We start from the raw sequence: 22462 nt of genomic DNA, 5'->3' as shown, positions 1-22462 counted from the left end.
GATATGAGCGTGTTCGAACACAGATCTTTTGACGACCACGAGCGGGTGGCATTCTGCCAGGATAAGGCCAGTGGCCTGCGGGCGATAGTGGCCATTCACAATACCCGGCTCGGCCACGCCCTGGGCGGCTGCCGCATGTTTCCCTACCGCAACAGCTACGAGGCGCTGGACGATGTGCTGCGCCTGTCCCGCGGTATGACCTACAAGGCGGCCCTGGCCAACCTGCCCCTGGGAGGCGGCAAGTCGGTGATTATCGGCGATCCGCGACAACACAAGAGCGAAGCCCTGCTGCAGGCCATGGGGTGTTTTATCGACAGCTTCAATGGTGCCTACGTGGTCGCCGAAGATTCCGGAATCAATGAGCAGGATGTCCGGGTGATGGCCACCCGCACTGCCCATGTTGCCGGTGTCGGCGGTGACGGCGGCGTGCGTCAGCACGGCGACCCGTCACCGGCTACTGCCCATGGCGTGCTGGCGGGCATTAGCTATGCGGCCCGCAGCTGCCTCGGGCGCACTGACCTCGAAGGTTTGCGGGTTGCCATCCAGGGGCTGGGCAACGTCGGCTATGAGCTGGCCCGGCAGTTGCGCGCCCGCGGTGCGCAACTGTGGGTCGCTGATACGGTGCCGGAGCGAGTGCAGCAGGCGATAAGCGAACTGGGCGCCACCGGAGTGGGGGTGGCGGATATCTTTTCCCAGCCGGTGGATGTGGTTGCGCCCTGTGCCCTGGGCGCGGTCATAGATGACCTCGCCCTCAACCAGTTGCGCGCCCGGGTGATTGCCGGTTCCGCCAACAATCAACTGGCTTACGACGACCTGGGGAAGGCGCTGCAGGCGCGGGGTATTTGTTACCTGCCCGACTATGTTATCAATGCCGGCGGCTTGATGGAGGTCCATTTCCAGCGCCAGGGTATTTCCCGGGAAGACAGTTATCGCCGTATCGGCAGCCAAATTGAAGCCACCCTGGCGCAGATCATCGAGCGAGCTACTGCCCGCGGCGAGGCCAGCAACCAGGTCGCTGACGAACTGGCGCGCCAGCGCCTGGAGGGCAAGCAGCAGCCGGTTGGCAACGCCGCGTGAGCCCGGCTTTTGACCACCTCCCTGAAATGACTATACTGCGCCCTGGTTATTGCTACTGTTACGTTGCGATTGTGATTTTGCGAGGGGAGGGTTTGCTTGTCGCTTCAACCTGTTGTTAGTGCTGCAGCTCAACCGGGCATGAAAATTATCACCGCCAACGGTGTCAGGCTGGCTGTTTATGAGTGGCGCGCGGAACTCGCGGGGCGGCAACCGACGCTGGTATTTGTCCACGCCACCGGCTTTCACGGGCGCTGCTGGGACCGGGTTATCGAGCAGCTGGGTGATCGCCATGTGCTGGCGCTGGACTTGCGTGGCCACGGTCGCAGTGAAGCTGCTCACTTCACCAGCTGGCAGGATTTTGCGGTCGATTTGCTGCAGTTGCTGCAGCAGCTGGGTGTGCGCAGGGCGTTCGGAATCGGCCACTCCATGGGTGGCCATAGCATTGTCAACGCCGCAACCCGGGACGCGGCACTCTTCTCGCGCTTGTTGCTGATTGACCCAACGGTTTTTTCTGCGGCGTTTTATCAATCTTTTGCCGGACAGCAATTGGCGGCGGAGCCAAGCCACTTTGCCGCCAGGCGTCGCGCCGAGTTTGCGTCCGTGGAGGAGGTGCAGCAGCGCTATCGCCAGCGGCCCCCCTACAGTGAGTTCGACCACCAGGTGCTGGCCGATTACTGCCAGTACGGGGTGCGCCAGCTAGCCGGTCAAGAGGGGGTGGAATTGGCCTGTGCGCCGGCCTTTGAGGCCAGGATTTACGATGCCGGCGGCCTGGCCGGGTCCAACATTCTGGCGCGACTGTCCGCGGTGGATATTCCGGTGACGGTGGTGCGGGCCATGCAGGCACCATCGCTGCAAGCAGCCCGGACTGACTTCCGCTACTCACCTACCTGGCCGGGTTTGGCGGGGCTGTTTACCCAGGGGACAGATGTTTTCCTGCCTGAAGAAACTCACTTTCTGCCACTGGAAAAACCGGAGCTGGTGGCCGCGCTGATTCGCAACGCCGAAACGGCTTTGCCCGACGCAGGCTGACACTGCACTGGCCGCCTGGATTAACCCCTCGGCTTGCGGCCAAACACTGTTACATAGGTGTCGATCACTTCCGCGCGCTCCGGTGCACGGGAGATGGCACTCTCGGCAAAAAAGCGGGCTTTTTCCTGGTCGCCGACCTGGTGGTAGAGCCAGGCCAGGTTGTTGGCGGAGATCCAGTCGGTTTTCAATTCGGATTGCATGGAGCCGCTGTCCAGTATTTCAATGGCAAAGCGCGGGGAGTCTGCCATATACCACTGCGACGCCTGGCGGCGGGCCATGTTGTCGGCCGGGTGGGCCCTGAAGTAGGTGCGCACATGTTGCTTTACCGCGCTGTGTTGATTGATTTTGGTGCCGGCCAGGTAAAGCTTTGCCAGCTGGGGAAAGGTGATCTCCGCCGCTATTGCCTTGTCCAGTGCCTGCCAGGCCGCGCGATAGTCCTCTTCGGCGATGGCCAGGTCAGCGCGGGCTTCGAAATAACGGTTGTCTTCCACCCCATGGCTGGCGAGCACCTGGCGGGCCTTGTCCAGCTGGCCTAATTTTATGTAGGCGCCGCTGGCGATCAAATCGCGATCGCTGATCGCGATGTCTTGCTTGTCCGCTGCCTGCAGGGCCGTCAGCACTGTTTTATAGAGCTCGGCGCGAGCTGCACTGGCAACGATAAATTCGGCCACCCGGGGTGTCTTGAAATGGTTCGTATTGATGAAATCATCCATCCGTTTGGCGGCCAGCTCGCGCTCGCCCGCACCGATGGCGGCCAGCACCGCCGAGGCCCAGTGGCGCACAGTCCAGGGTTGTTGCGCCACCTGCTGTGCCAAATAGCTCTCTACCCGGTCGTACTGTTGGCTCTTAAGCAGGAAACTCAGCAGCACACCTTCCAGCTGTTGCTCCGGCTTGGCCTTAGCCAGGCGCAAGGCCTGCTCCCAGTAGGGTTGTTTTAATAGAAAACTGGCTTCGAGCCAGTAATTGAAAATCAGCGGGTTGACGAAGCCAATATCCTCCATCAGTGTTTTGCTGCGAGCGACTATAGCCGGCAAGTCTTTTTCGATCCTGGCCAGGTTGAGTTGCATAACCAGGCTGGGAATGTTTTGCGGGTCGATGGCCAGGGCTTTATCGAGGTAACTTTTCATCGCCGCCGGGCGGCCGGCGTGCTGCTCTACCAGGGCTGCGGCGTTGAGGGCGTTGACGTCTCTCGGGCTCGCTTGCAGCCAATCCCCGGCCAGGCGGCTGGCGTTTTCTGTTTCCTTGTCAGCCAGATACAGCAAGATCAAGCGCAGCTTGTCCTTGGCGTCGGAGTCCTGGCCCTTGATTGATTCAATCAGTGCCGCTTTAAATTCATTGCGTCGCAGGGCCTTGTCGAGGGCTTGCCGCTGCAGTACTAATTCCTCTTGTGCTACCGCAATATCGGCTACTTGTCGCTGTACTGCGGTGGCATCTTCATAGCCGCCCTCGCCAATGAGTTGAGCGCTGACGCGGTTGGCGAGGGCGACGTCGATAACGCTGTCCGTATCCAGGTTTTTAAATATCGCTGCTGCGTGTTTGGGTTGGTGCAGCTGCAGCTTGGTTTCAACCAGCATCTTCCTGGCGAAATGATCCTTGGGCAACTGGTCGCTGACCAGGGCCAGGTGGCGGTTGGCCTGCTCCCAGGCTTTTTGCTGGTAGGCACCGATGCCGATCAGCAGGTGATTCATTGGCGATTCCAGGCCGTGGGCCAAAGATTTCTCCCCGAAAGCTTTGGCGTCGTCGAACTGCTTGTCGTGCAGGGCCAGCATGCCCTGGAACTGCAGAATCATGGGGTGTTGCCCTAACTGCCGGGACAGGGTCGCAACCAGCTCGCGGGCAGTGTCGTACTGGCCGACCTGAAAGGCAGTCAGGGTGGTCAACATCATTGCTTTGGCATCGGCGGGGCGCAGTTTCCCATAGCGTTGATAATGTGCCAGCGCATCGGTGCTGTCTCCCTGGGCTTGCAGCAAACGTGCTTTTAATAGCACTGCCTGGGCAAAATCCGGCTGTTGGGCTAGCAGGTCTGAAACTACCCGCAGGGCCTCGTCGGGGTCGGCAGCAGCGCGCAGCAGCGCGTATTGATAGCGCACATAGGGCGATGCTTCAGGGGTGGGTGCGGTGGTGAGTTCAAAAGCGGAGCGGGCGTCGCTGCTATTGCCGGCAGCCAGCAGCTGGCGCACTTTGTAGATGGCCATGGCGGAGGGGCCAAAGCGGTCTTTGGCCAGCTGCAAGATGGTAGCGGACAGTTTCTGGTTGCCGCTGTCCCAGGCCGCCAATAGCCACTGGTGCCAGTCGTCATCGGTGGCCGTGATGGACGCGGAGACTGGCGCCGCCTCGAGCGCAACTGGCAGCGGCAGGGCATCGTAGAAGCGCGCGCTGTTGACGTTGTCACCGTAGCTAAAATAGGTCCTGGCTAACAGCAGGCGGGCGGCGCGCTCCAGTTCCTTGTCGGCCTGCTGCTGGGCTTCTGTGAGCAGGCTCTTGCCGGTGATTTCGGCGCTGCGATATTTGCCCTCGCGCAGATGCTGTTGCATTTCGGCGAGGTCTTGTTCGGTGGAACCGCAGCCGCCCAAGGTGAGCAGGAGCAAAAGGCCGAGGAGCAGGTGGATAGGGCGGCTACCGTGTTGCATTGATACATCCTTGTTGGTGTCAATGGACAAAGGATAACCTCAAATGCAACGATCTTACAGCGCTACTGCGGCATCTCCGGCGATTTTACTTCGGCCGACCTCTGCAGTTTCGGGGAGCATCGCGGCGGGCACTATTAAGCGGGCGGTTGCTCGCCTGCAGCTCACTTGATAGATGGTACGCTTGCCGACTGGCTTGTCTTAGTGACTGCCGCTGCGGTCGATACGATTTTCGATCCAGGCGACCAGGATGCCGGCGGTGGCCGCGAGGACGACAATACCACCCATGCTGATCGCCAGGCCCAGTGTGGCTGTGGTGACTGCTTCATTCATAACTGTTCCTTAAAGTGTTGAAATATCAAAGTGTTGAAAGAATTGGCGGTATTTTAGCCACTGTTCGAAAATCGGCCTTGATGTGTATCAAGCAACTCGCTGCGGGCGGGTAGTCTCGGACGGGCAGTTTCTGACCAGGTTATCCCCGGTGGCGGCCGGTAAGCGGATTGCCGCGGCAATTGTGTGACATCGACAGGTAGCGGGGTATAATCCCGGCGCACGTAGCGCACACCGCCACCTCAGGGCCGTGGGCCACAACCTTTTCGCTGGAGATTACTATGGCGCAACGCACGGCTTCGGTCAGCCGCGACACGCTGGAAACACAGATTACGGCAACGGTAAACCTGGACGGCACTGGCAGTGGTGTCTTTGCCACCGGGGTACCGTTCCTGGAACACATGATGGACCAGATCGCCCGGCACGGGCTGATCGACCTGGATATCAGTTGTAACGGCGACACCCACATTGACGATCACCACACCGTGGAAGATATCGGTATCACCCTGGGCCAGGCGGTGGCCCAGGCGCTGGGTAACAAGAAGGGTATCCGCCGCTACGGCCACGCCTATGTGCCGCTGGATGAGGCCCTGTCGCGGGTCGTGATCGACTTTTCCGGTCGCCCGGAGCTGGTGATGGATGTCGCTTTCACCCAGAAGCGGGTCGGCCACTTCGATACCGAGCTGTTCTGGGAGTTCTTCCAGGGCTTTGTCAATCACGCCCAGGTCACCCTGCACATCGATTGCCTCAAGGGGCACAATGCCCACCACCAGATTGAAACTGTGTTCAAGGCGTTCGGCCGCGCCCTGCGCATGGCGCTGGAGCTGGACCCGCGCATGGAAGGGGTTATGCCTTCCACCAAAGGCACGCTGTAATGCCAGCCCGTGTTTTTACCCGGGGCTCGCTGCCTGGTGAGCGCCAGGAGATAGCCGTTAATGACAGAGGTAGATATGACTAACCGCCGTGTTGCCGTAATCGATTATGGCATGGGTAACCTGCACTCCGTGGCCAGTGCCATTGAGCATGTGGCCAGCGATGCCGAGGTGGTGATCACCGCGGATCGAGCTGCTATTGCCGCCGCGGGACACGTGGTATTTCCGGGGGTGGGGGCGATTCGCGATTGCATGGCTGAAATTCGCCGGCTGGGCTTTGACAGCCTGGTGCCGGAGGTGATTGCCAGTGGCAAGCCGATACTCGGTATTTGCGTGGGCATGCAGGCGCTGATGGAATCCAGCGAAGAGAACGGCGGGGTTGAGTGCCTGGCACATCTGCGCGGCAAGGTTCGCTTTTTTGGCAATCACCTCAAGGATGAGCAGGGCTTGCCGCTAAAAGTCCCCCACATGGGCTGGAACCAGGTGGCGCAAGTGCGGCCGCACCCGCTCTGGCAGGGCATTGAAGACAACGCCCGCTTTTACTTTGTGCACAGCTACTACGTCAGGGCTGAGGATGGCGACCAGGTGGCCGGGCGCTGCCATTACGGCCACGATTTCGACGCTGCGGTCAGTCACGACAACCTTTTTGCCGTGCAATTCCACCCGGAGAAGAGCCATACCGCCGGATTGCAGTTGCTGCGTAACTTTGTTAATTGGGACGGACGGGTTAATTGGGACGGACGTGTCGGCTGAGACGTGTCAATTGAGACGGACGCTCCTGGCCGGGGGCGCGGCTCAGGTGCGCGGCCTGTCGCTCAGGTAAGCGGCCAGGTTGGCGCTGCAGGCGGGGCTGAGAGCGATGATTTCGCCGCCGGTAAGAAAGCGGTCCTGGGCCAGACGGCGCACATACAACATGCGACACTGCAGGGTTATAGGGGTCGGCTGGGGTGAGTCATCGGCTGGCGGCAGGCAGAAGTTCAACTCGACTTGCAGCGGCTGGTGCGGATCGGGGCGGTGAATATTGGGCATCAACTCTTCCAGTACCCGACGACTGCATTCCAGTTGCAAACCCGCCGCGGACAAGTTGGTGATTGTGACGCTATTGCTGCGACCGGCCGCCGCAACCTGGGCTTCGATGCGGGTTGTGAGACGGACGCCCTGGCGCCTGAGCTGATTGCAGGAAGGTTGCAATTAAGGTTGCTCCGTACCAATGCTGTTGCAGGATTTATCCACAGTTTAGACAATTATTTATCCACAGTTTAGACAATTGTGCTGAAATTGGCAGCATTTTGTCGCGCCCGGGCCGGGTCAATGTTGTCCGCACTCGGTTTCGGGTACAATCCCGCCCGGGTTTTTTCTATTCCTTTCACTATTGCAGCAACTGCTATTGCAGTCAGTTTCCGCGGGGCGCAAGTATTCTATGACTCTGGCAAAACGTATCATTCCCTGTTTGGACGTCGATAACGGTCGTGTCGTCAAGGGTGTCAATTTCGTCGGTATCCGCGACGCTGGTGACCCGGTGGAAATCGCCATTCGCTACAACGAGCAGGGTGCCGATGAGATCACCTTCCTGGATATTACCGCGACCCATGAAGACCGCGAAACCACCGTGCACACGGTGGAGCAAATTGCCTCCGAGGTGTTTATCCCGCTCACGGTGGGCGGTGGCATTCGCACTATCGAGGATATCCGCACCATGCTCAATGCCGGGGCCGACAAGGTCAGCATCAACTCCGCCGCGGTGCGCAACCCGGAGTTTGTGCGCCAGGCCTCGGCCCGATTCGGCGCCCAGTGTATTGTCGTCGCCATCGATGCCAAGCGGGTGAGCGCGGTGGGGGAGCCCGACCGGTGGGAGATATTTACCCACGGCGGTCGCAAGCCCACCGGTATCGACGCGGTGCAGTGGGCGAAGAAAATGGCCGAGTACGGCGCCGGTGAAATACTGTTGACCAGCATGGACCGCGACGGTACCAAAAACGGCTTTGACCTGGGGGTGACCCGGGCCATCAGCGACGCGGTGCCAATTCCGGTAATTGCCTCCGGTGGGGTGGGTAATTTGCAGCACCTGGTGGACGGGGTGCAACAGGGCCGCGCCGACGCAGTGCTGGCGGCCAGTATCTTCCATTTCGGCGAGTACACGGTGCCGGAAGCCAAGCAGTTTATGCGCGCCCAGGGTGTGGAGGTGCGGCTTTAGGACCAGACTGGCCGTCCATACTGGCTGTCCAGACTGGCCGTCCAAACGGGCTGTCCAAACTGGCTGTATCAAAAGTTCAGCGGGTACAAGGCGGTCAGGGTAGCTCCGGCTCGGTGCTCGCCCGCACCACCGATGCGGGCAGCGGGCGCGCGGGAAATTCCTGCAATAATTCACTGACAAAGATCAACTCGATACCCTCGCTGGCCAGGGCCGGAACGGCCCGGTTGAGAAAGGCCAGGGTTTCCGGGTAGGGGTGGCCGATGGCGATGGCGTTGCCGCGCTGCCTGGCAAGCTGCAACAGTTTCTGGAACTGCTGTTCAATCGCGGCCTCGGAGCGCACGTTGTCGAGGAAGATATCCCGTTTGCGGCTCGCCACCTCGTGTTGCAAGGCGACCTGGTGGGCGATGCTGTCGGGGCTGGTGCGGCTGTCGATAAAATACAGTTGGTCACGCGCCAGCTCGGCCATAAGCCACTGCATGGGCTTTTCCAGCTGGGTCAGGTAGCTGCCCATATGGTTGTTGACCCCGACAATATGGGGGATTGAATCGAGCCCGTCGCTGAGGGTGTCGGTAAATGAGTCCCGCCGCATATCATCGGTGAGGCCGCCGGGATCCAGCGGCAGTTGCTGGATATTGCTCATGGGTGCGTGCAGCATGATCTCCTTGCCATGCTGGTGCCCAAGCTCGGCCAGCGCCACCCCGTTGGGGCTGTGGGGCAGAATCGACAGGGTCAGGGCGGCCGGGAAGCGGGCGGCGATCATACCCTGTTGCAGGCTGTAGCCGAGGTCATCGATGATGATGGCGATCTTGTTGGTGGTTTCGCTGCTGGTACTTTTGTCGATCCGGGCGCTGTGGTCGGTCGAGGTGCTGTGGTCGGCCAGGGTGTTGGTGTCAACCGGGGCACTGTTGTCAATCGGGGTGGCCGGGTCGATGCGCTCGATCCTGGCGGGGCTGGCGATCGCTGCACTGGCCACACCTGCGCCAGCCACACTCTCCTCAGCCACACTCTCCTCAGCCACATTTGCGCCAGCTACGGCATTGTCAGATACAGCTTTGCCAGCGACCGCGTTACCAGAGTCTTCTTTTAGGGCCACTGCCGTAGCGGTTGCAGGCAGTGGATTGGCGAGCAACAGTAATAATATTGTCAGAGCGAATGGTTTTGCCAAGGTCCTGTGGCGCCTTATGTCCGGGAGTTGCGTTGTTAGAGGATTTTATCGCTACGGAATAATGACGTTAAATATAGCAGATGCTTGTGCGCTCGGGCAGCTTGTTTCACCGCCGCGTGGCGCCTAACCCTGGCGGCAGCTGCAGCCAGGGGGGGGTAAAAACGGGGCCGGGTCCTCAGGGTGAGACTTCCTGCAGGCCAGCGACGTTATCGAGGCTGGCCCTGGAAGAGCGGTGCCCGCCAAACAGGTTGATGCCCTTGAGCAGGTTCAGGGCCTCAAACATCTGGTTGTCACGCTGGAACAGCTGGGCCTTGTCGGCTTCTGCTTTTTCGAGCTCGGCGCTGTCGAGCGCCTTGCCGCCGTTGCCATTTTCCAGCCGACCCTGCAGGTCCGCTTCCTTGGTGCGATTGAGGGACTTGATGGCGGTTACCTCGGCACGCTCCACTTCGATATCCGGTTTGATGCCCTGGGCCTGGATCGAGCGGCCCTTGGGAGTGAAATAGAGTGCGGTGGTCAGCTTGATGGCGCGGTCATCGGTGAGTGGTATTACGGTCTGCACCGATCCCTTACCGAAACTCTGGGTGCCAAGGATAACGGCGCGGCGGTGGTCCTGCAGGGCGCCGGCGACAATTTCGGAGGCCGAGGCGGAGCCGTCGTTGATCAGTACCACGATCGGCAGGCCATTGGTGAGGTCGCCGGGGCTGGCGTTGTAGCGAATGTCGGAGTTGTCGATACGGCCCTCGGTATAGACGATCAGGCCGTCTTCAAGAAAGGCGTCAGCCACTTCCACCGAGGCCTGCAAGACACCGCCAGGGTTGTTGCGCAGGTCGATTATCAGGCCTTTCAGTTCGCCGTCCTGTTTTAGTTCCTCCACCGCTTTGATGGTATCGGCGCCGGTGCCCACCTGGAACTGGGCAATGCGCAGGTAGCCGTAGCCCTTTTCCAGGATTTTGGCGCGCACGCTTTGCACCTTGATGATGTCGCGAATAATGACCAGCTCAAACGGCTGCTCAATACCCTCGCGCACTATGGTGAGGGTGATCTTGCTGCCCTTGCTGCCGCGCATCATTTCTACCGCATCGCCGAGGTTCATGCCTTTCACCGGCTTGGTGTCCAATTTGATAATCAGGTCGCCCGCCATAACCCCGGCCTTGGCCGCCGGCGTATCGTCGATGGGCGAGATAACCTTGACGAAGCCGTTTTCCATGCCCACTTCGATGCCGAGGCCGCCGAATTCGCCGGTGGTATTGACCTGCAGGTCGTCAAAGGAGCTGGCGTTGAGGTAAGCGGAGTGGGGATCCAGCTCCGACAGCATGCCCTTGATGGCGTACTCCAGCAGGGTGCTGTCGCTTATTTCTTCGACATAGCCCTTGCGAATATGCTCATACACCTTGGTAAAGGTGCGCAAATCGTCGAGCGGCAGCTTGCCGGGTTTGGTTTCACTGCTGCTGGCAGGTTGATCTTTGTCGGCGACGTCTGCGGCCCAGCCGAGCGGCATTACACTTGCCAACAGGAAGAATGATAAGGGAACGACTATCTTGGCAAGTGGCATGATTTACTCCGGTGGCAGCTACTGCGGGCCTTGCAAGGCACCAAGCCATTGTAGCGCTATTCCTGACCCTGCACTATTGGCTTGGATCTTGAAAGAGGGTTCTGGTTCCGGATGGCCCGGTTCCGGACAGCCTGGTTCCGGACAGCCTGGTTGTGGGGAACCGACTGTGGGGAACCGATTGTGGGAAAGCGGGGCTGCGCTCCGCCGCGGAGGCTGCCCCTGTCGAGCGCAGCGCAGTCAGGCTTTGCGACACCAGCGCAGGGGGTCTGTGGGTTTACCCTGGTGGCGTATTTCAAAGTACAGCGCAGTCTGGTTCTGGCCGCCGGTATTGCCCACCCGTGCCACCGCTTCACCCGCGCTGACCCATTCGCCGGTTTCCTTGAGCAGGGCCTGGTTGTGCGCATAGAGACTCATATAGCCGCCACCGTGATCAATAATCAGCAGCAAGCCGTGACCGCGCAGGTAATCCGAAAACACCACCCGGCCGTGGTGGATGGCCTTGACATCGGTGCCGGCCGCGGCCTTGATCAGGATGCCTTCCCAGTTCAGTTTGCCCGCCACCTTGGCCTGGCCGAAGCCTTTTATAATCGGGCCGCTGGCGGGCAGCTGCATTTTGCCCTGGCGTTTGGCAAAGGGTTCGTTGCCCCCCGGTAGGGTCAGGTCGGCGATGGCCGAGGTCACCTCCTCCAGTAATTTCTCCAGCCGGCGCCGGTCCTGGGCCAGGGTTTTCAGCTCCTCATCCTTGCTGCTGATATCGCTGTTGAGGCGGGACAGGGTGGCCTGGCGCTCAGTCTGGCGCAGCTGCAGGGCTTGCTGGCGCTGCTGCAGTTTGGCTTCATTATCGCGCAGCTGTTGCGCCTGCTGCTCAATTCTTGGGGTGAGGCTGTCAATTTCAGCGATAGTGCCGAGGTAGGCGTCGATCTTCTCTGCCCGGGCGGCGAGCACGTATTGGTGGTATTTGTTGATGCGCGCCACCTGCTCCGGTTGCTCGAGGTTGAGCAGTAATTTCAGTTGGCTGTGGCCGCCTAAGCGGTAGGCGCTATTGATCTGCTGGGCGATCTCCTGCTGTTGCTGTTGCCGCGCCCGGGTCAGTGTTTGTTTTTGCTGTTGCAGCTGGGCCAGCTTTTGTTGCTGGCGCTGGCGCTCCTCTGCCAGCTTGCGAATATCAGATTGCAGTGTGCCGATGGTGGTTTCCGCCGCCTGCAGCTCGAGCTGCAGTTTGTCGCGGTTTGATTTGGCTTTGCTCAAATCCGCCTGCAGCGATTTGATAGTGCCCTGCAGGGCTTTTAAGCGGGCGTTGTAGTCCGCCTCGGAGGCCGACTCGGCCCCCGTTGCTGTTACCAACAGGCAGGCGATTACGACGCTAGCGGTCAAGCGCAGCATGGAGTTTGGCGCCGGCTGCGCTGCTTTGGTCGAGGCTGTGGTCAGGCGTCTGCCGCCAGGTTCTTGCCGGTCATGGCGGCGGGCTGGGCCACCCCCAACAAATTCAGCATGGTGGGCGCGATGTCCGCCAGGCTGCCGCCCTCGACCAGGCTCAGTTTCCGTTTGCCAACGTACACCAGCGGTACTGGCAGGGTGGTGTGCTGGGTGTGCTTTTGCCCGGAGGTCTCGTCAAACATCTCCTCGACATTGCCGTGGTCGGCAGTCACCAGGGCTTCGCCGCCGACTTTTTCCAGCGCAGCAAAGACCTTGCCGAGACAGGCATCGACCGCCTCTACCGCTTTGGTGGCTGCCTCAAAATCACCGGTGTGGCCCACCTGGTCGCAGTTGGCGTAGTTGCAGATAATGGCGTCGTACTTGCCAGACTCGATCGCTTCCACCAGTTTGTCGGTAACTTCGAAGGCGCTCATCTCCGGTTTTAAATCGTAGGTCTCTACATTGGGGGAGGGCACCAGGATACGATCCTCACCGGGGTAGGTCTCTTCCCGCCCGCCGCTGAAAAAGAAGGTTACGTGGGCGTATTTTTCCGTCTCGGCGATACGCAGTTGCTGCTTGCCGGCCGCTGCCATGACTTCGCCGAAGGAGTTGCTCAGGTCCTCCTTGGGGAAGGCCACCGGAGCGTCAATATCACCGGCGTATTCAGTGGTTTGCACAAAGGCCGTCAGTTTTGGCTGCTTGCGGCGCTCAAAGCCGTCGAAATCCGGATCGACAAAGGCGCGCACCAGTTGCCGGGCCCGGTCGGGGCGGAAATTCATAAACAGCACACTGTCACCGTCGTTGATCGTGGCTGGTTGCTCGCCGGCGGCGGCGATGGTTGTGGCTTTGACGAACTCGTCGTTCTCGTCGCGGTCGTAGGCGGCTTGCAGGCCCTCGAGAGCACTGCTGGCCTGGAACTCGGCCTTGCCGATGGTCATCAGGTCATAGGCTTGCTGGACCCGGTCCCAGCGGTTGTCGCGGTCCAGGGCGAAAAAGCGACCGCAGATAGTCGCAATCTTGCCGGCACCCAGTTCTTGCATCATCTCTTCTGCTTCGCGCAGCGGCTGTTCGGCGCTGCGCGGTGGCACATCGCGGCCGTCGAGGAAGGCGTGCAGGTAAATTTCCCTGGCGCCGCGCTGGGCTGCCAGCTTGATTGCCGCCATCAGGTGTTCGTCGTGGCTGTGGACACCGCCGGAGCTCAACAGGCCGAGAATGTGTACCGCCTTGCCGGCCGCGACTGCGCGATCGATGGCATCGAGGTACACCGGATTGGTAAAGAAGTCACCGTCGCTGATGGCCTTGTTGATGCGGGTGAAGTTTTGATAGACCACGCGGCCGGCGCCGAGAGTCATATGGCCCACTTCGGAGTTGCCCATCTGGCCTTCCGGCAGACCAACCGCCATGCCGGAGGTGTGAATCAAGGTATGGGGCTGCTGCGCCCAGATGCGGTCCCAAACCGGCGTGTTGGCGTTGCGAATTGCGTTGTATTCGGGTTTTTCAGAGTAGCCGAAGCCGTCTAATATAAGCAGTGCCAGTGGTTTTTTTACAGCAGTCATGATCTGATTGATTCCTGTGGCTGGAGCATGGATGACAGAAGCACCGATTCTACAGTTTTCACGGCGCGAACTCTACGCTCTGGTCCCACTTGCGGGGCATTAGTGTATACTGCCCCGCTTTGTCGCTGTGCACTTGGCCCGGGCGTGATTTTGGTGCGCCTCCGCTCTCATTAGTGCCCAGCGTTATGACTGAAATTACCCAATTAACCCGCTGCCGACGTGCAGCACGCCAATACCTGGATAGCCTACACCGTGGAATTTTTTACTTTTGTCAGTGAACAGTGGCTGCTGGTCAGCCTGCTGCTGGTACTTTTATACCTCTATGCCTGGAACGAGAAGCGCAAGAGCGGCAGCAGCCTGTCGATTCATACCGCCACCCGCATGATCAATGATGGCTCCGCCGTGGTCGTGGATGTGCGCGACAGCAAGGAGTTCAAGCAGGGTCATATCGTCGATGCCATTAACATCCCCTACAACCAGATCGAGGACAAGGCGGGGCAGTTGGCCAGTCACCAGGAAAAAACCCTGGTGTTAGTGGATAAAATTGGCCAGCACGTCGGCAGCGCCGGACGCCTGCTGAGAGCCAAGGGCTACAAGGTCAGCCGCCTGGAAGGCGGCATGGCCGAGTGGCAGAACCAGAATTTACCGGTGGTCAAGAAGTAGCACGGCTATGAAAGAGAAGAAGAGCCCAATGGTTCCGGTGGTTATTTACACCACGCGTTTCTGCCCTTATTGCATTCAGGCAAAAATGTTACTCGATAAAAAATCAGTGCCCTACACGGAAATTGCCGTCGACGGTAACCGCGAGTTGCGCCACGAAATGATGGCTAAAAGTGGTCGCCACACGGTGCCGCAAATCTGGGTGGGGGAAACCCACGTCGGCGGCTGCGACGATTTGATGCGACTGGAATACAACGACCAGCTGGACCAATTGCTGGCGGGATGAAAGAGATTCTGGTCGCCGGGATTGTCAACGGCGTACCGCTTCTGCCAAACTTCGGCGCGGGGCCGGGCGCGTATCAACCGGTGGCAGCTGCTGACCCTTGCAATTCCCGGCGTCGAAAGGCCCAATGTTGCAGGATCCAATGTTGCAGGATCCAAAGTTGCAGGGCCCATATTTCAAGGCCCAAATTTGATCGGCCAACAATTGAAGTGCAAGCCCAGGAAAAGTTTAGCGTTGAAATAGCCCGGATTGTCCCAATATAGGCTCTTTCACCTTCACCCCCAATAACCGATAACCGCAAAGAGATAAACAAGGCATTATTATGGCAGACGAACAGATCACCGACAGCAATGAAGCGGCCACCGACAAGCCGGCGCAGCAATTCGCCATGCAGCGCATCTACCTGAAAGACTTGTCCTTCGAGTCGCCGATGGGTGTCGAGGCGTTTCGCAAAACCTGGAAACCACAGGTAAACCAGGAACTCAATACCAAGGCCAGCAAAGCCGCTGATGATCTGTACGAGGTGGTGTTAACCCTCACGGTCACCGTCAAGCTGGAAGATGAAACCGCGTTTTTGATCGAGGTGCACCAGGCAGGCCTGTTCGCCATCAAGGGTATTGAAGGCCAGCAACTGGCCCAGGTGTTGAACAGCACTTGCCCCAATATCCTGTTCCCCTATGCCCGTGAGTCGATCGATAGCACCCTGACCAAGGGCAGCTTTCCGGCGCTGATGTTGCCGCCGATCAACTTTGATGCGCTTTTCGCCCAGGCGGTTGCCCAGGCCAAGCAAAAAGCCGAAAACGGCGAAAACTCGACCGTTAACTAGTAGCGGCCAGCGCCACAGCAGCACAACAAGGTTACCCGGAGCCACACAGGCCCGGGTGCATTTATTCGGCGCACCAGTGCGCTGTGCTAAAGCCTCCCTCGCGGAGGCTTTTCAGGTTAGGGGTCAAACAAATGATATCCAGGGTTACTGTGGCTGTATCTTCTGCGCGCCGAGCGCTGCTGGGGTTGTTACTGGTTGCCGTACAGGCGACGCTGCTGTTAGCCTGTGCGCCAGTGGAAACGGCCCGGGTCAACCCGGCGCTGGTGGAGCAGGCAGGTATCGTCAATCTGCGCACCACTGGCGAGGCTGAATTTGCCAGTGGCCAGCCCACCGCCGAGCAGTTGCAGACCCTGGCCGCCGCCGGCATCAAGCACGTCATCAACCTGCGTCCGAGCAGTGAACAGGAGTGGGATGAGGCGAAGGCGGTGCGAGCGCTGGGTATGCACTATCACAGTATCACCGTCGCCGGGCCGGCCGGAGTGACCTTTGAAAATGCCGCGGCGCTGGACAAATTGTTGCACAGCTTGCAGGGCGAGCCACTCCTGTTGCACTGCTCCAGCGGCAATCGGGTGGGCGCCTTGATTGCCCTGGCCGCACAGCAGCACCACGGCGCCGACCTCGAGGCGGCAATTGCCGAGGGCCAGCGCTGGGGCTTGACCCGGCTGGAACCTTTGGTGCGCGCAAAGCTGGCGCAGTAGCTAAGCCGGCGTAAAAACAAATTCTCGCTGTGCGCGGTTACAGGTAGTATGTTGCGCCATGATCAAAACTGCTTCTATCTACTGCCGGTTGGGATTCCGGGCCTGGCTGGGGCTCGCGCTGCTGGGTCTCACGCTACCGGGTCTCGGGTTAATAGCGCCGCAGGCTGGCGCCGAGGCGCTGGATTTCGAGGCCCGGCGCATCAACCTGGCCATGAGCCAGGAGCCGCCGGATCTCAACAGCATTACCAGCACTGACGCGGTCAGTGGCCTGGTGCTCGACCACGTGCTGCAGGGCTTGATGACCTACAACCAGCAGCGTCAGCTGGTGGGCGGAGTGGCGGAGCGCTGGCAACTGCGCGATGACGGCGCCACCTTCTGGCTGCGGCCACAGGCCCGCTGGAGTGACGGGCGACCGGTCACCGCCGCCGATTTTGTGTTTGCCTGGCAGCAGGCGGTGGCCCCCGGAAGCGGCTCTGAGTACGCCTTTATCCTGTTTCCTATTCGCAATGCCCAGGCCATCAACCGGGGTCAAATGCCAGTGACGGAGCTGGGGGTGAAAGCCATCGATGCCCACACCCTGGAAGTCCAGCTGCACCAGCCCTGCCCCTATTTTCTCGATCTCACCGCGTTCAGGACCTACTACCCGTTGCGGTCGGATTTCTACCAGGCGCAGCAGGGCAAGTACGGGGCCGAAGCGGCGAACCTGCTGTTCAACGGCCCCTTTATGCTCACCGAGTGGATTCACGGTGCCTCCCTGAAAATGCAGAAAAACCCGCACTACTGGGATCGGGCGTCGATCTGGCTCGAGCACATTGATGTGCCCTATATCACCGAAGACCCCAACGCCCACATGAACCTCTACCGGGACCAAAAGATCGCCATGGTGGACGGGCTCGGCAGCGACAGCCTGGAGGGGGCGCTGCAGTCGCGTATGCAGATCAAATCGTTTCTCGACGGCGCCATCTTCTACCTCGAGTTCAACCATGTGCCTGGCCGGGTGACCGCCAATCGCCACCTGCGCAAGGCCATTCAATCGGTACTGAACACCGATGACCTGGTCTACAAGGTCATCGGCAGCCCGGGCACCCATCCCGCCTACACCATTTTCCCGCGCTGGATGCAGGGCCACCGGGACCTGTTTACTCGCGAATATCCGCCGTCAAGACCCGTTCTCGATGCCGCCCGCGGTCGCCATTATATGGAGCTGGCACGGCAGGAGCTGGGCCTCGCGCAATTGCCGGCCATCAATCTGCTAGCCGACGACAGCCCCGGCGGGCAAAAGGTGACCCAGTTCCTGCAGACCCTGTTGCAGCAGAGCCTGGGGCTGGAAGTACGGGTCGATATGCAGATTTTCAAGCAGCGGCTGGCAAAAATGAGCGCCGGCGATTTCGACCTGGTGATCGCCGGCTGGGGTCCCGATTACAACGATCTGCTCACCTATGGCGATCTGTTCTACAGTGAAAATATGAACAACCGCGGCCGTTACAACAGCGCCGACTACGATCACTGGGTGCGGGTCGCCCAGGCGTCTCTGCAACCGGAGCTGCGCATGCAGGCGTTCGCCGCCATGCAAGACCTGTTATTTGAGGATGTGATCGTGGTGCCGCTGTACGAGCGCGGCCGCACCTACGTGCAGCACCCGCGCTTGCAGGGGGTGGTCCGGCGCGCCATTGGCGGCGATCCGAATTTCAATTACGCGCGCATCGTCGCCCCCCTCGATGGCCAGCCCTGATGGAGATTCCGTTGTGCTAGTGTTTATCCTCAAGCGCCTGCTGTCCGGTGTTATCACCATCTGGTTTATTGCCAGCGCGACCTTCCTGGCCATGCACGCGGTGCCCGGCGACCCGCTCGCCAATCCCAAGGCGGTGAGCGAGGAAATCCGCCAGAACCTCGCCAGCCGCTACGGCCTCGACCAACCGCTGCCCAAACAATACCTGGTGTTTATGGGCAACTTGCTGCAGGGCGATTTCGGTATCTCCTTCACCCAGAAAAACCGCCGGGTCAATGACATCATTCGCGAGCACTTCCCCGTGTCGGCCCTGCTCGGGGTGCTGGCGCTGGTGATTGCCACCGCCGGCGGCATTCTCTGGGGTGCGCTGACCGCCATCTATCGCGATAAATGGCCCGATAGCCTGATCATGCTGTTGGTGGTGATCTCCATTTCGGTGCCGAGTTTCGTGTTCGCCCTGCTCGGGCAGCTGGCGATTCTCAAGCTCAACAGCTGGCTCGGCTTCTCCCTGCTGCCGGTGGCGGGCTGGGGCAGCCTGGCGCATATGTGGATGCCGGCGCTGGTGCTGGGCCTCGGCACCATGGCCTACCTGACCCGCCTGATGCGCTCCTCCATGCTGGAGGTGGCGGCAGCGGATTACCTGCGCACCGCCCGGGCCAAGGGCCTGCCCGGGCGACGTATTTTTTTCCGCCACCAGTTGCGCAATGCCATCCTGCCGGTGGTGACGGTGTTGGGCCCGGCCATTGCCGCCATCACCACCGGTGGCTTTGTGGTGGAGCTGGTGTTCGCGATTCCGGGGCTGGGGCGCTATTTTGTCCAGGCTGTGCAGCAGCTGGACTACACGGTCATTATGGGCACCACGGTGTTCTACGGTGCGTTTCTGGTGTTTATGGTGCTGGCGGTGGACATTCTCTACGGGGTTATTGACCCGCGCATCCGCCTGGTCGGCGCGGGCGGGGAGTGACTATGAGCGAGATGGCTGGCCGGCAAAGCCTCGACCTGCAGCTCAGTGCCGACGACCTGGCGCCGCTGCCGCGCAGCGCTGCGGTGGAGACGGTGGTGCGGCCCTCACTCTCCTATTGGCAGGGCGCCTGGCGCCAGCTGCGCGGCAACACGCGCAGTATGCTGTCGCTGCTCACCATCCTCACGCTGCTGGTCTTTTGCTTTGTCACGCCGCTGTTTATCGATTTCGACACCAGCAGCCAGGACCTCACCCAGATATCCCAGAGCCCGGGTCTCGCTCGGCGTTCGCTGGTGGTGGACACGGCCCCCTGGGGCGGGGTGGCGGCGCAGTATCGCGAGGCAGCGCCGGCGGCAGAGGTGTTTGCCCGCAGCCGGGTGGATGACCTGCGCTTGCAGGAGGCGCCCCACACCGAGTTTGTGCGGCTGGCCTGGTCAGCCCTGCCGGGGGCCGTGTCCTATCGTGTCTACCGCCATATCCTCGAACCCTCGGCGGCCACGGATCTGGGCTTGCCGCTGGGGGAGACCGAGCGCCGGGGCCAGGTCTGGTTCGAGGATCGGCTGAAGCTGAAAACCCGCACCTATTACTACTCCGTGGTGGCCGTGTCCGCCACTGGCGCTGAGTCCGCCTACAGCACCCTGGCGGCTACACCGCGGCACGCCATCAGTGTGCTGGACGCCGGCCTGCGCGGCCTGGTGGACAGCGGCGATCCGGAGGTGGCGGGCACCGAGGTGGACTTGCCGCGCCACCTGCTGGGCACTGACTATCTCGGCCGCGACCTGCTGGCGCGACTGGTGGTAGGGGGGCAGACCTCGTTGTTTATTGGCTTGGCGGCGCCGCTGATCTGCGCCGTTTTTGCCATTCTCTACGGCGGTCTTTCCGGTTACCTGGGCGGCCGTATCGACGAACTGTTGATGCGCTTTGCAGATTTTGTGATTGCCCTGCCATTTTTGCTGTTTATGATCCTGATTCGGGTGGCCATGGGGATCGGGCCGGGCCAGAGCGGGGTGGTGCCGCTGCTGGTAGCACTGGTGGCGCTGGGCTGGCCGTCGGCGGCCAAGCTGGTGCGCGGGCAGGTGTTGCAGCTGCGGGAACAGCCGTTTATCGCCGCTGCGCAACTGCTGGGGGCGGGGCCCAACTACCTGATCTGGCGGCACATGTTGCCCAATGTCATGGGGGTGGTGCTGGTGTCCCTGACCTTTGCCATACCCTCGGCCATTTTCACCGAGGCGTTCCTGTCGTTTATCGGCATGGGCGTGGCGCCGCCGACCCCCAGTTGGGGCGCCATGTGCAACGACGGCGTGGCCTCGTTTCTCAGTCATCCGCACGAATTGCTGTTGCCGGCGGCGTTTATCAGCGTCACCGTGCTGGCGTTTAATATGCTCGGGGATGGTTTGCGCGATGCCCTCGATGCGAAATTGCGAGATTGATATGACAACAGCACAGGCCCCGGCGCTGAATGTGGAAAACCTGCAAGTAGAATTCGCCGTGCGCGGTGGCCGGGTGCAGGCGGTGCGCGGGGTGTCAATGGCGGTGCAGGCCGGGCAAACCCTGGCCATCGTCGGTGAATCCGGCTGCGGCAAGTCGGTGGCGATGATGAGTTTGCTGGGCCTGATTCCAACCCCGCCGGGCCGTGTGGTGGCGGGCTCGGCGCAGTTGCAGGGACGCCAGTTGCTGGGCTTGCCCGAGCAGCAGTTGAACCGCCTGCGCGGCGCGGAAATCGCCATGATCTTCCAGGACCCCATGAGTGCGCTCAACCCGACCATGAAAATAGGCGACCAGATCGCCGAAACCCTGCGCGTCCACGTCGGCATGCCGCGGCGCGAGGCCTGGCGTCGGGCGGTGGCCCTGCTCGACCGGGTGGGGGTGCCAGCGGCGGCGGAGCGGGCCAACCAGTATCCGTTCGAATTCTCCGGCGGTATGCTGCAGCGAGCCATGATCGCCATGAGTCTGGCCTGCAAACCGGCGGTGCTGATTGCCGATGAGCCCACCACCGCGTTGGATGTGACCATTCAAAACCAGGTGCTGGATTTGATGCAGGAGTTGCAACGTGAAATGGGCATGGCGATCGTGTTGATCACCCACGACCTGGGGGTGGTGGCGCGCATGGCCGACCAGGTGGCGGTGATGTACGCCGGCCAGATCGTCGAGTATGGCTCGGTGGAGGATATTTTCGCCCGCAGCGCCCACCCCTACACGCTCGGCTTGAAACAGGCCATGCCGGCGGTGGCCGGCAGCGGCGAGCGGCTCGCCGCCATTGCCGGCAGTCCACCGGACCTGTTCGCACCGCCGCCAGGCTGTGGCTTCTGTGAACGCTGCCCCTACGCTATGAGTATCTGCCAGCGCACGGGGCCGCAATTACTGGCCCTCGATGCCGGGCACAGCGCCCGCTGCTGGCTGCAGCACCCGCAGGCCGCAGGGCAGCCGGCCCCGGTCTATCGGAGCGAAGTACAGCCATGAGCGATAAGTCTGTTAATGCCCCAGATAGCGCAAAGTCGGCACCGGAAGCGGCGCCGCTGCTGCGTATCGAGCACCTGAGCAAGGCGTTCCGGGTCGGCAAGCAGCAGCGTATGCTGGCGGTAGACGACGTCAGTTTCGATATTCCGGCCCATAGCGTCGTCGGCCTGGTGGGGGAGAGTGGCTCCGGTAAAACCACCCTGGGTAAATTGCTTATGGGGCTGCACAGCAAAACAGCCGGAGCTGTTTACTTGCATGGGGAGCGGTTGCCGAACCGCTATCGGGGGGCGGATTTTCGCCGTTACGGTCGCCATATGCAGATGATCTTCCAGGACCCCTACGGCTCCCTCAACCCGCGCATGACCGTGGAGGAAATCCTCACCGAACCGCTGCGCCTGTTGCAGCTGGGGGCCGCCCGCGAGCGCCGCGATAAAGTGGTGGAGTGGCTGCTCAAGGTCAACCTGCATCCGTCCCACCTGTCCCGTTACCCGCACGAGTTTTCCGGTGGCCAGCGCCAGCGCATTGGCATTGCCCGGGCCCTGATTACGGCGCCGGACTTTGTGGTCTGCGATGAACCGGTGTCGGCCCTGGATGTGTCGGTGCAGGCGCAGATCATCAACCTGCTGGGCGACTTGCAGGCCAGTATGGGTTTGACCCTGCTGTTTATCGCCCACGACCTGTCCATGGTGCGGCATATCTCCGCTACCATGGTGGTGATGTATATGGGGTCGATTGTGGAGCAGGGGCCGGCGGAGCAGGTTTTTACGTCCCCGAGGCACCCCTATACCCGGGCCTTGATCGAGGCCATTCCGATCCCGGATCCAGAGCTGGAGCGCCAGCGCGGCCATCGCCTGTTGCCCGGTGAAGTGCCCTCGCCACTGGCGCTGGGGCCGGGTTGTCGCTTTGCTGGCCGCTGCAGCCAGGTTATGCCGCACTGTCGCCAGCAGCGGCCACCGCTGCTGGACCAGACTGACGGCAGCCGGGTGGCCTGCTTTCTGTACGATTGAGTCTGGCCCCGCCAGGCTCAGTC

Annotated in this window: 21 protein-coding genes; 14 read left to right on the top strand and 7 right to left on the bottom strand. The window is 60.9% G+C overall.

Annotation, left to right across the window (positions count from 1 at the left end; genetic code table 11):
- Positions 1-3: 3 nt before the first annotated feature.
- On the top strand, positions 4-1077 hold the full coding sequence (locus tag G8764_RS15385) for a Leu/Phe/Val dehydrogenase (RefSeq protein ID WP_166165559.1): 1074 nt from the start codon (positions 4-6) through the stop codon (positions 1075-1077).
- A 138-nt stretch (positions 1078-1215) separates the two neighbouring features.
- A complete protein-coding gene (locus tag G8764_RS15380) occupies positions 1216-2106 on the top strand; it encodes an alpha/beta fold hydrolase (RefSeq protein ID WP_166165558.1) in 891 nt (296 codons plus the stop codon).
- A gap of 20 nt (positions 2107-2126) precedes the next feature.
- Here the strand turns inward: G8764_RS15380 and G8764_RS15375 are convergent, their stop codons facing one another.
- Entirely contained in the window at positions 2127-4736 is a 2610-nt protein-coding gene (locus tag G8764_RS15375) for a tetratricopeptide repeat protein (protein ID WP_166165557.1), read from the bottom strand.
- A 198-nt stretch (positions 4737-4934) separates the two neighbouring features.
- Positions 4935-5066 carry a hypothetical protein gene (locus tag G8764_RS22815; RefSeq protein ID WP_279538460.1) on the bottom strand — a complete coding sequence of 44 codons (132 nt, stop codon included), beginning with the start codon at positions 5064-5066 and terminating at the stop codon, positions 4935-4937.
- Positions 5067-5344: 278 nt separating this feature from the next.
- Between G8764_RS22815 and hisB the strand changes: the two genes are divergently transcribed.
- A complete protein-coding gene (hisB, locus tag G8764_RS15370; protein ID WP_166165556.1) occupies positions 5345-5938 on the top strand; it encodes an imidazoleglycerol-phosphate dehydratase HisB in 594 nt (197 codons plus the stop codon).
- 75 nt (positions 5939-6013) lie between these two features.
- Entirely contained in the window at positions 6014-6688 is a 675-nt protein-coding gene (gene hisH, locus G8764_RS15365) for an imidazole glycerol phosphate synthase subunit HisH (RefSeq protein WP_166165742.1), read from the top strand.
- 42 nt (positions 6689-6730) lie between these two features.
- Here the strand turns inward: hisH and G8764_RS15360 are convergent, their stop codons facing one another.
- Entirely contained in the window at positions 6731-7126 is a 396-nt protein-coding gene (locus G8764_RS15360; protein ID WP_166165555.1) for a PilZ domain-containing protein, read from the bottom strand.
- Between the two features lie 229 nt (positions 7127-7355).
- Here G8764_RS15360 and hisF point away from each other — a divergent pair, with 229 nt between their 5' ends.
- A complete protein-coding gene (gene hisF, locus G8764_RS15355; protein ID WP_166165554.1) occupies positions 7356-8129 on the top strand; it encodes an imidazole glycerol phosphate synthase subunit HisF in 774 nt (257 codons plus the stop codon).
- A 94-nt stretch (positions 8130-8223) separates the two neighbouring features.
- Here the strand turns inward: hisF and G8764_RS22810 are convergent, their stop codons facing one another.
- From G8764_RS22810 to gpmI, 4 genes are all read right to left on the bottom strand, one after another.
- Entirely contained in the window at positions 8224-9147 is a 924-nt protein-coding gene (locus G8764_RS22810) for a divergent polysaccharide deacetylase family protein (RefSeq protein WP_166165553.1), read from the bottom strand.
- Positions 9148-9469: 322 nt separating this feature from the next.
- On the bottom strand, positions 9470-10846 hold the full coding sequence (locus G8764_RS15345; RefSeq protein ID WP_243748833.1) for a S41 family peptidase: 1377 nt from the start codon (positions 10844-10846) through the stop codon (positions 9470-9472).
- Between the two features lie 237 nt (positions 10847-11083).
- Positions 11084-12229: a murein hydrolase activator EnvC family protein gene (locus G8764_RS15340; protein WP_166165552.1), complete on the bottom strand. Its 1146-nt coding sequence runs from the start codon at positions 12227-12229 to the stop codon at positions 11084-11086.
- A 41-nt stretch (positions 12230-12270) separates the two neighbouring features.
- Complete coding sequence (gene gpmI, locus G8764_RS15335) at positions 12271-13818, bottom strand: 2,3-bisphosphoglycerate-independent phosphoglycerate mutase (protein WP_166165551.1); 1548 nt, start codon at positions 13816-13818, stop codon at positions 12271-12273.
- A 252-nt stretch (positions 13819-14070) separates the two neighbouring features.
- On the opposite strand from gpmI, the gene G8764_RS15330 reads away from it, so the two are divergent.
- From G8764_RS15330 to G8764_RS15290, 9 genes are all read left to right on the top strand, one after another.
- The gene (locus G8764_RS15330) at positions 14071-14481 is read left to right on the top strand and encodes a rhodanese-like domain-containing protein (protein ID WP_166165550.1); all 411 of its coding nucleotides are present in this window, start codon (positions 14071-14073) and stop codon (positions 14479-14481) included.
- A 7-nt stretch (positions 14482-14488) separates the two neighbouring features.
- The gene (gene grxC, locus G8764_RS15325) at positions 14489-14764 is read left to right on the top strand and encodes a glutaredoxin 3 (RefSeq protein WP_481859750.1); all 276 of its coding nucleotides are present in this window, start codon (positions 14489-14491) and stop codon (positions 14762-14764) included.
- 319 nt (positions 14765-15083) lie between these two features.
- Positions 15084-15587 (top strand): protein-export chaperone SecB, encoded by a 504-nt coding sequence (secB, locus tag G8764_RS15320; protein ID WP_166165549.1) that lies wholly within the window; start codon positions 15084-15086, stop codon positions 15585-15587.
- A 149-nt stretch (positions 15588-15736) separates the two neighbouring features.
- Entirely contained in the window at positions 15737-16285 is a 549-nt protein-coding gene (locus tag G8764_RS15315; protein WP_207951916.1) for a fused DSP-PTPase phosphatase/NAD kinase-like protein, read from the top strand.
- Between the two features lie 58 nt (positions 16286-16343).
- The gene (locus tag G8764_RS15310; RefSeq protein ID WP_166165547.1) at positions 16344-18017 is read left to right on the top strand and encodes a peptide ABC transporter substrate-binding protein; all 1674 of its coding nucleotides are present in this window, start codon (positions 16344-16346) and stop codon (positions 18015-18017) included.
- Positions 18018-18030: 13 nt separating this feature from the next.
- Entirely contained in the window at positions 18031-18978 is a 948-nt protein-coding gene (locus G8764_RS15305; RefSeq protein ID WP_166165546.1) for an ABC transporter permease subunit, read from the top strand.
- A gap of 2 nt (positions 18979-18980) precedes the next feature.
- Positions 18981-20405, top strand: coding sequence for an ABC transporter permease (locus G8764_RS15300; RefSeq protein ID WP_166165545.1), 1425 nt, complete (start codon positions 18981-18983; stop codon positions 20403-20405).
- A 1-nt stretch (position 20406) separates the two neighbouring features.
- Positions 20407-21435 carry an ABC transporter ATP-binding protein gene (locus tag G8764_RS15295; RefSeq protein WP_166165544.1) on the top strand — a complete coding sequence of 343 codons (1029 nt, stop codon included), beginning with the start codon at positions 20407-20409 and terminating at the stop codon, positions 21433-21435.
- Positions 21432-22439, top strand: a complete 1008-nt coding sequence (locus tag G8764_RS15290) for an ABC transporter ATP-binding protein (RefSeq protein WP_166165543.1) — start codon at positions 21432-21434, stop codon at positions 22437-22439. Before G8764_RS15295 ends, G8764_RS15290 begins: the two co-directional genes overlap by 4 nt.
- Positions 22440-22462 lie beyond the last annotated feature (23 nt).

It is taken from the genome of Pseudomaricurvus alcaniphilus, assembly GCF_011440395.1.
Classification (GTDB): domain Bacteria; phylum Pseudomonadota; class Gammaproteobacteria; order Pseudomonadales; family Cellvibrionaceae; genus Pseudomaricurvus; species Pseudomaricurvus alcaniphilus.
The sequence above is the reverse complement of the archived record's forward strand: the minus strand, read 5'-3'. Positions and strand labels throughout refer to the sequence as shown.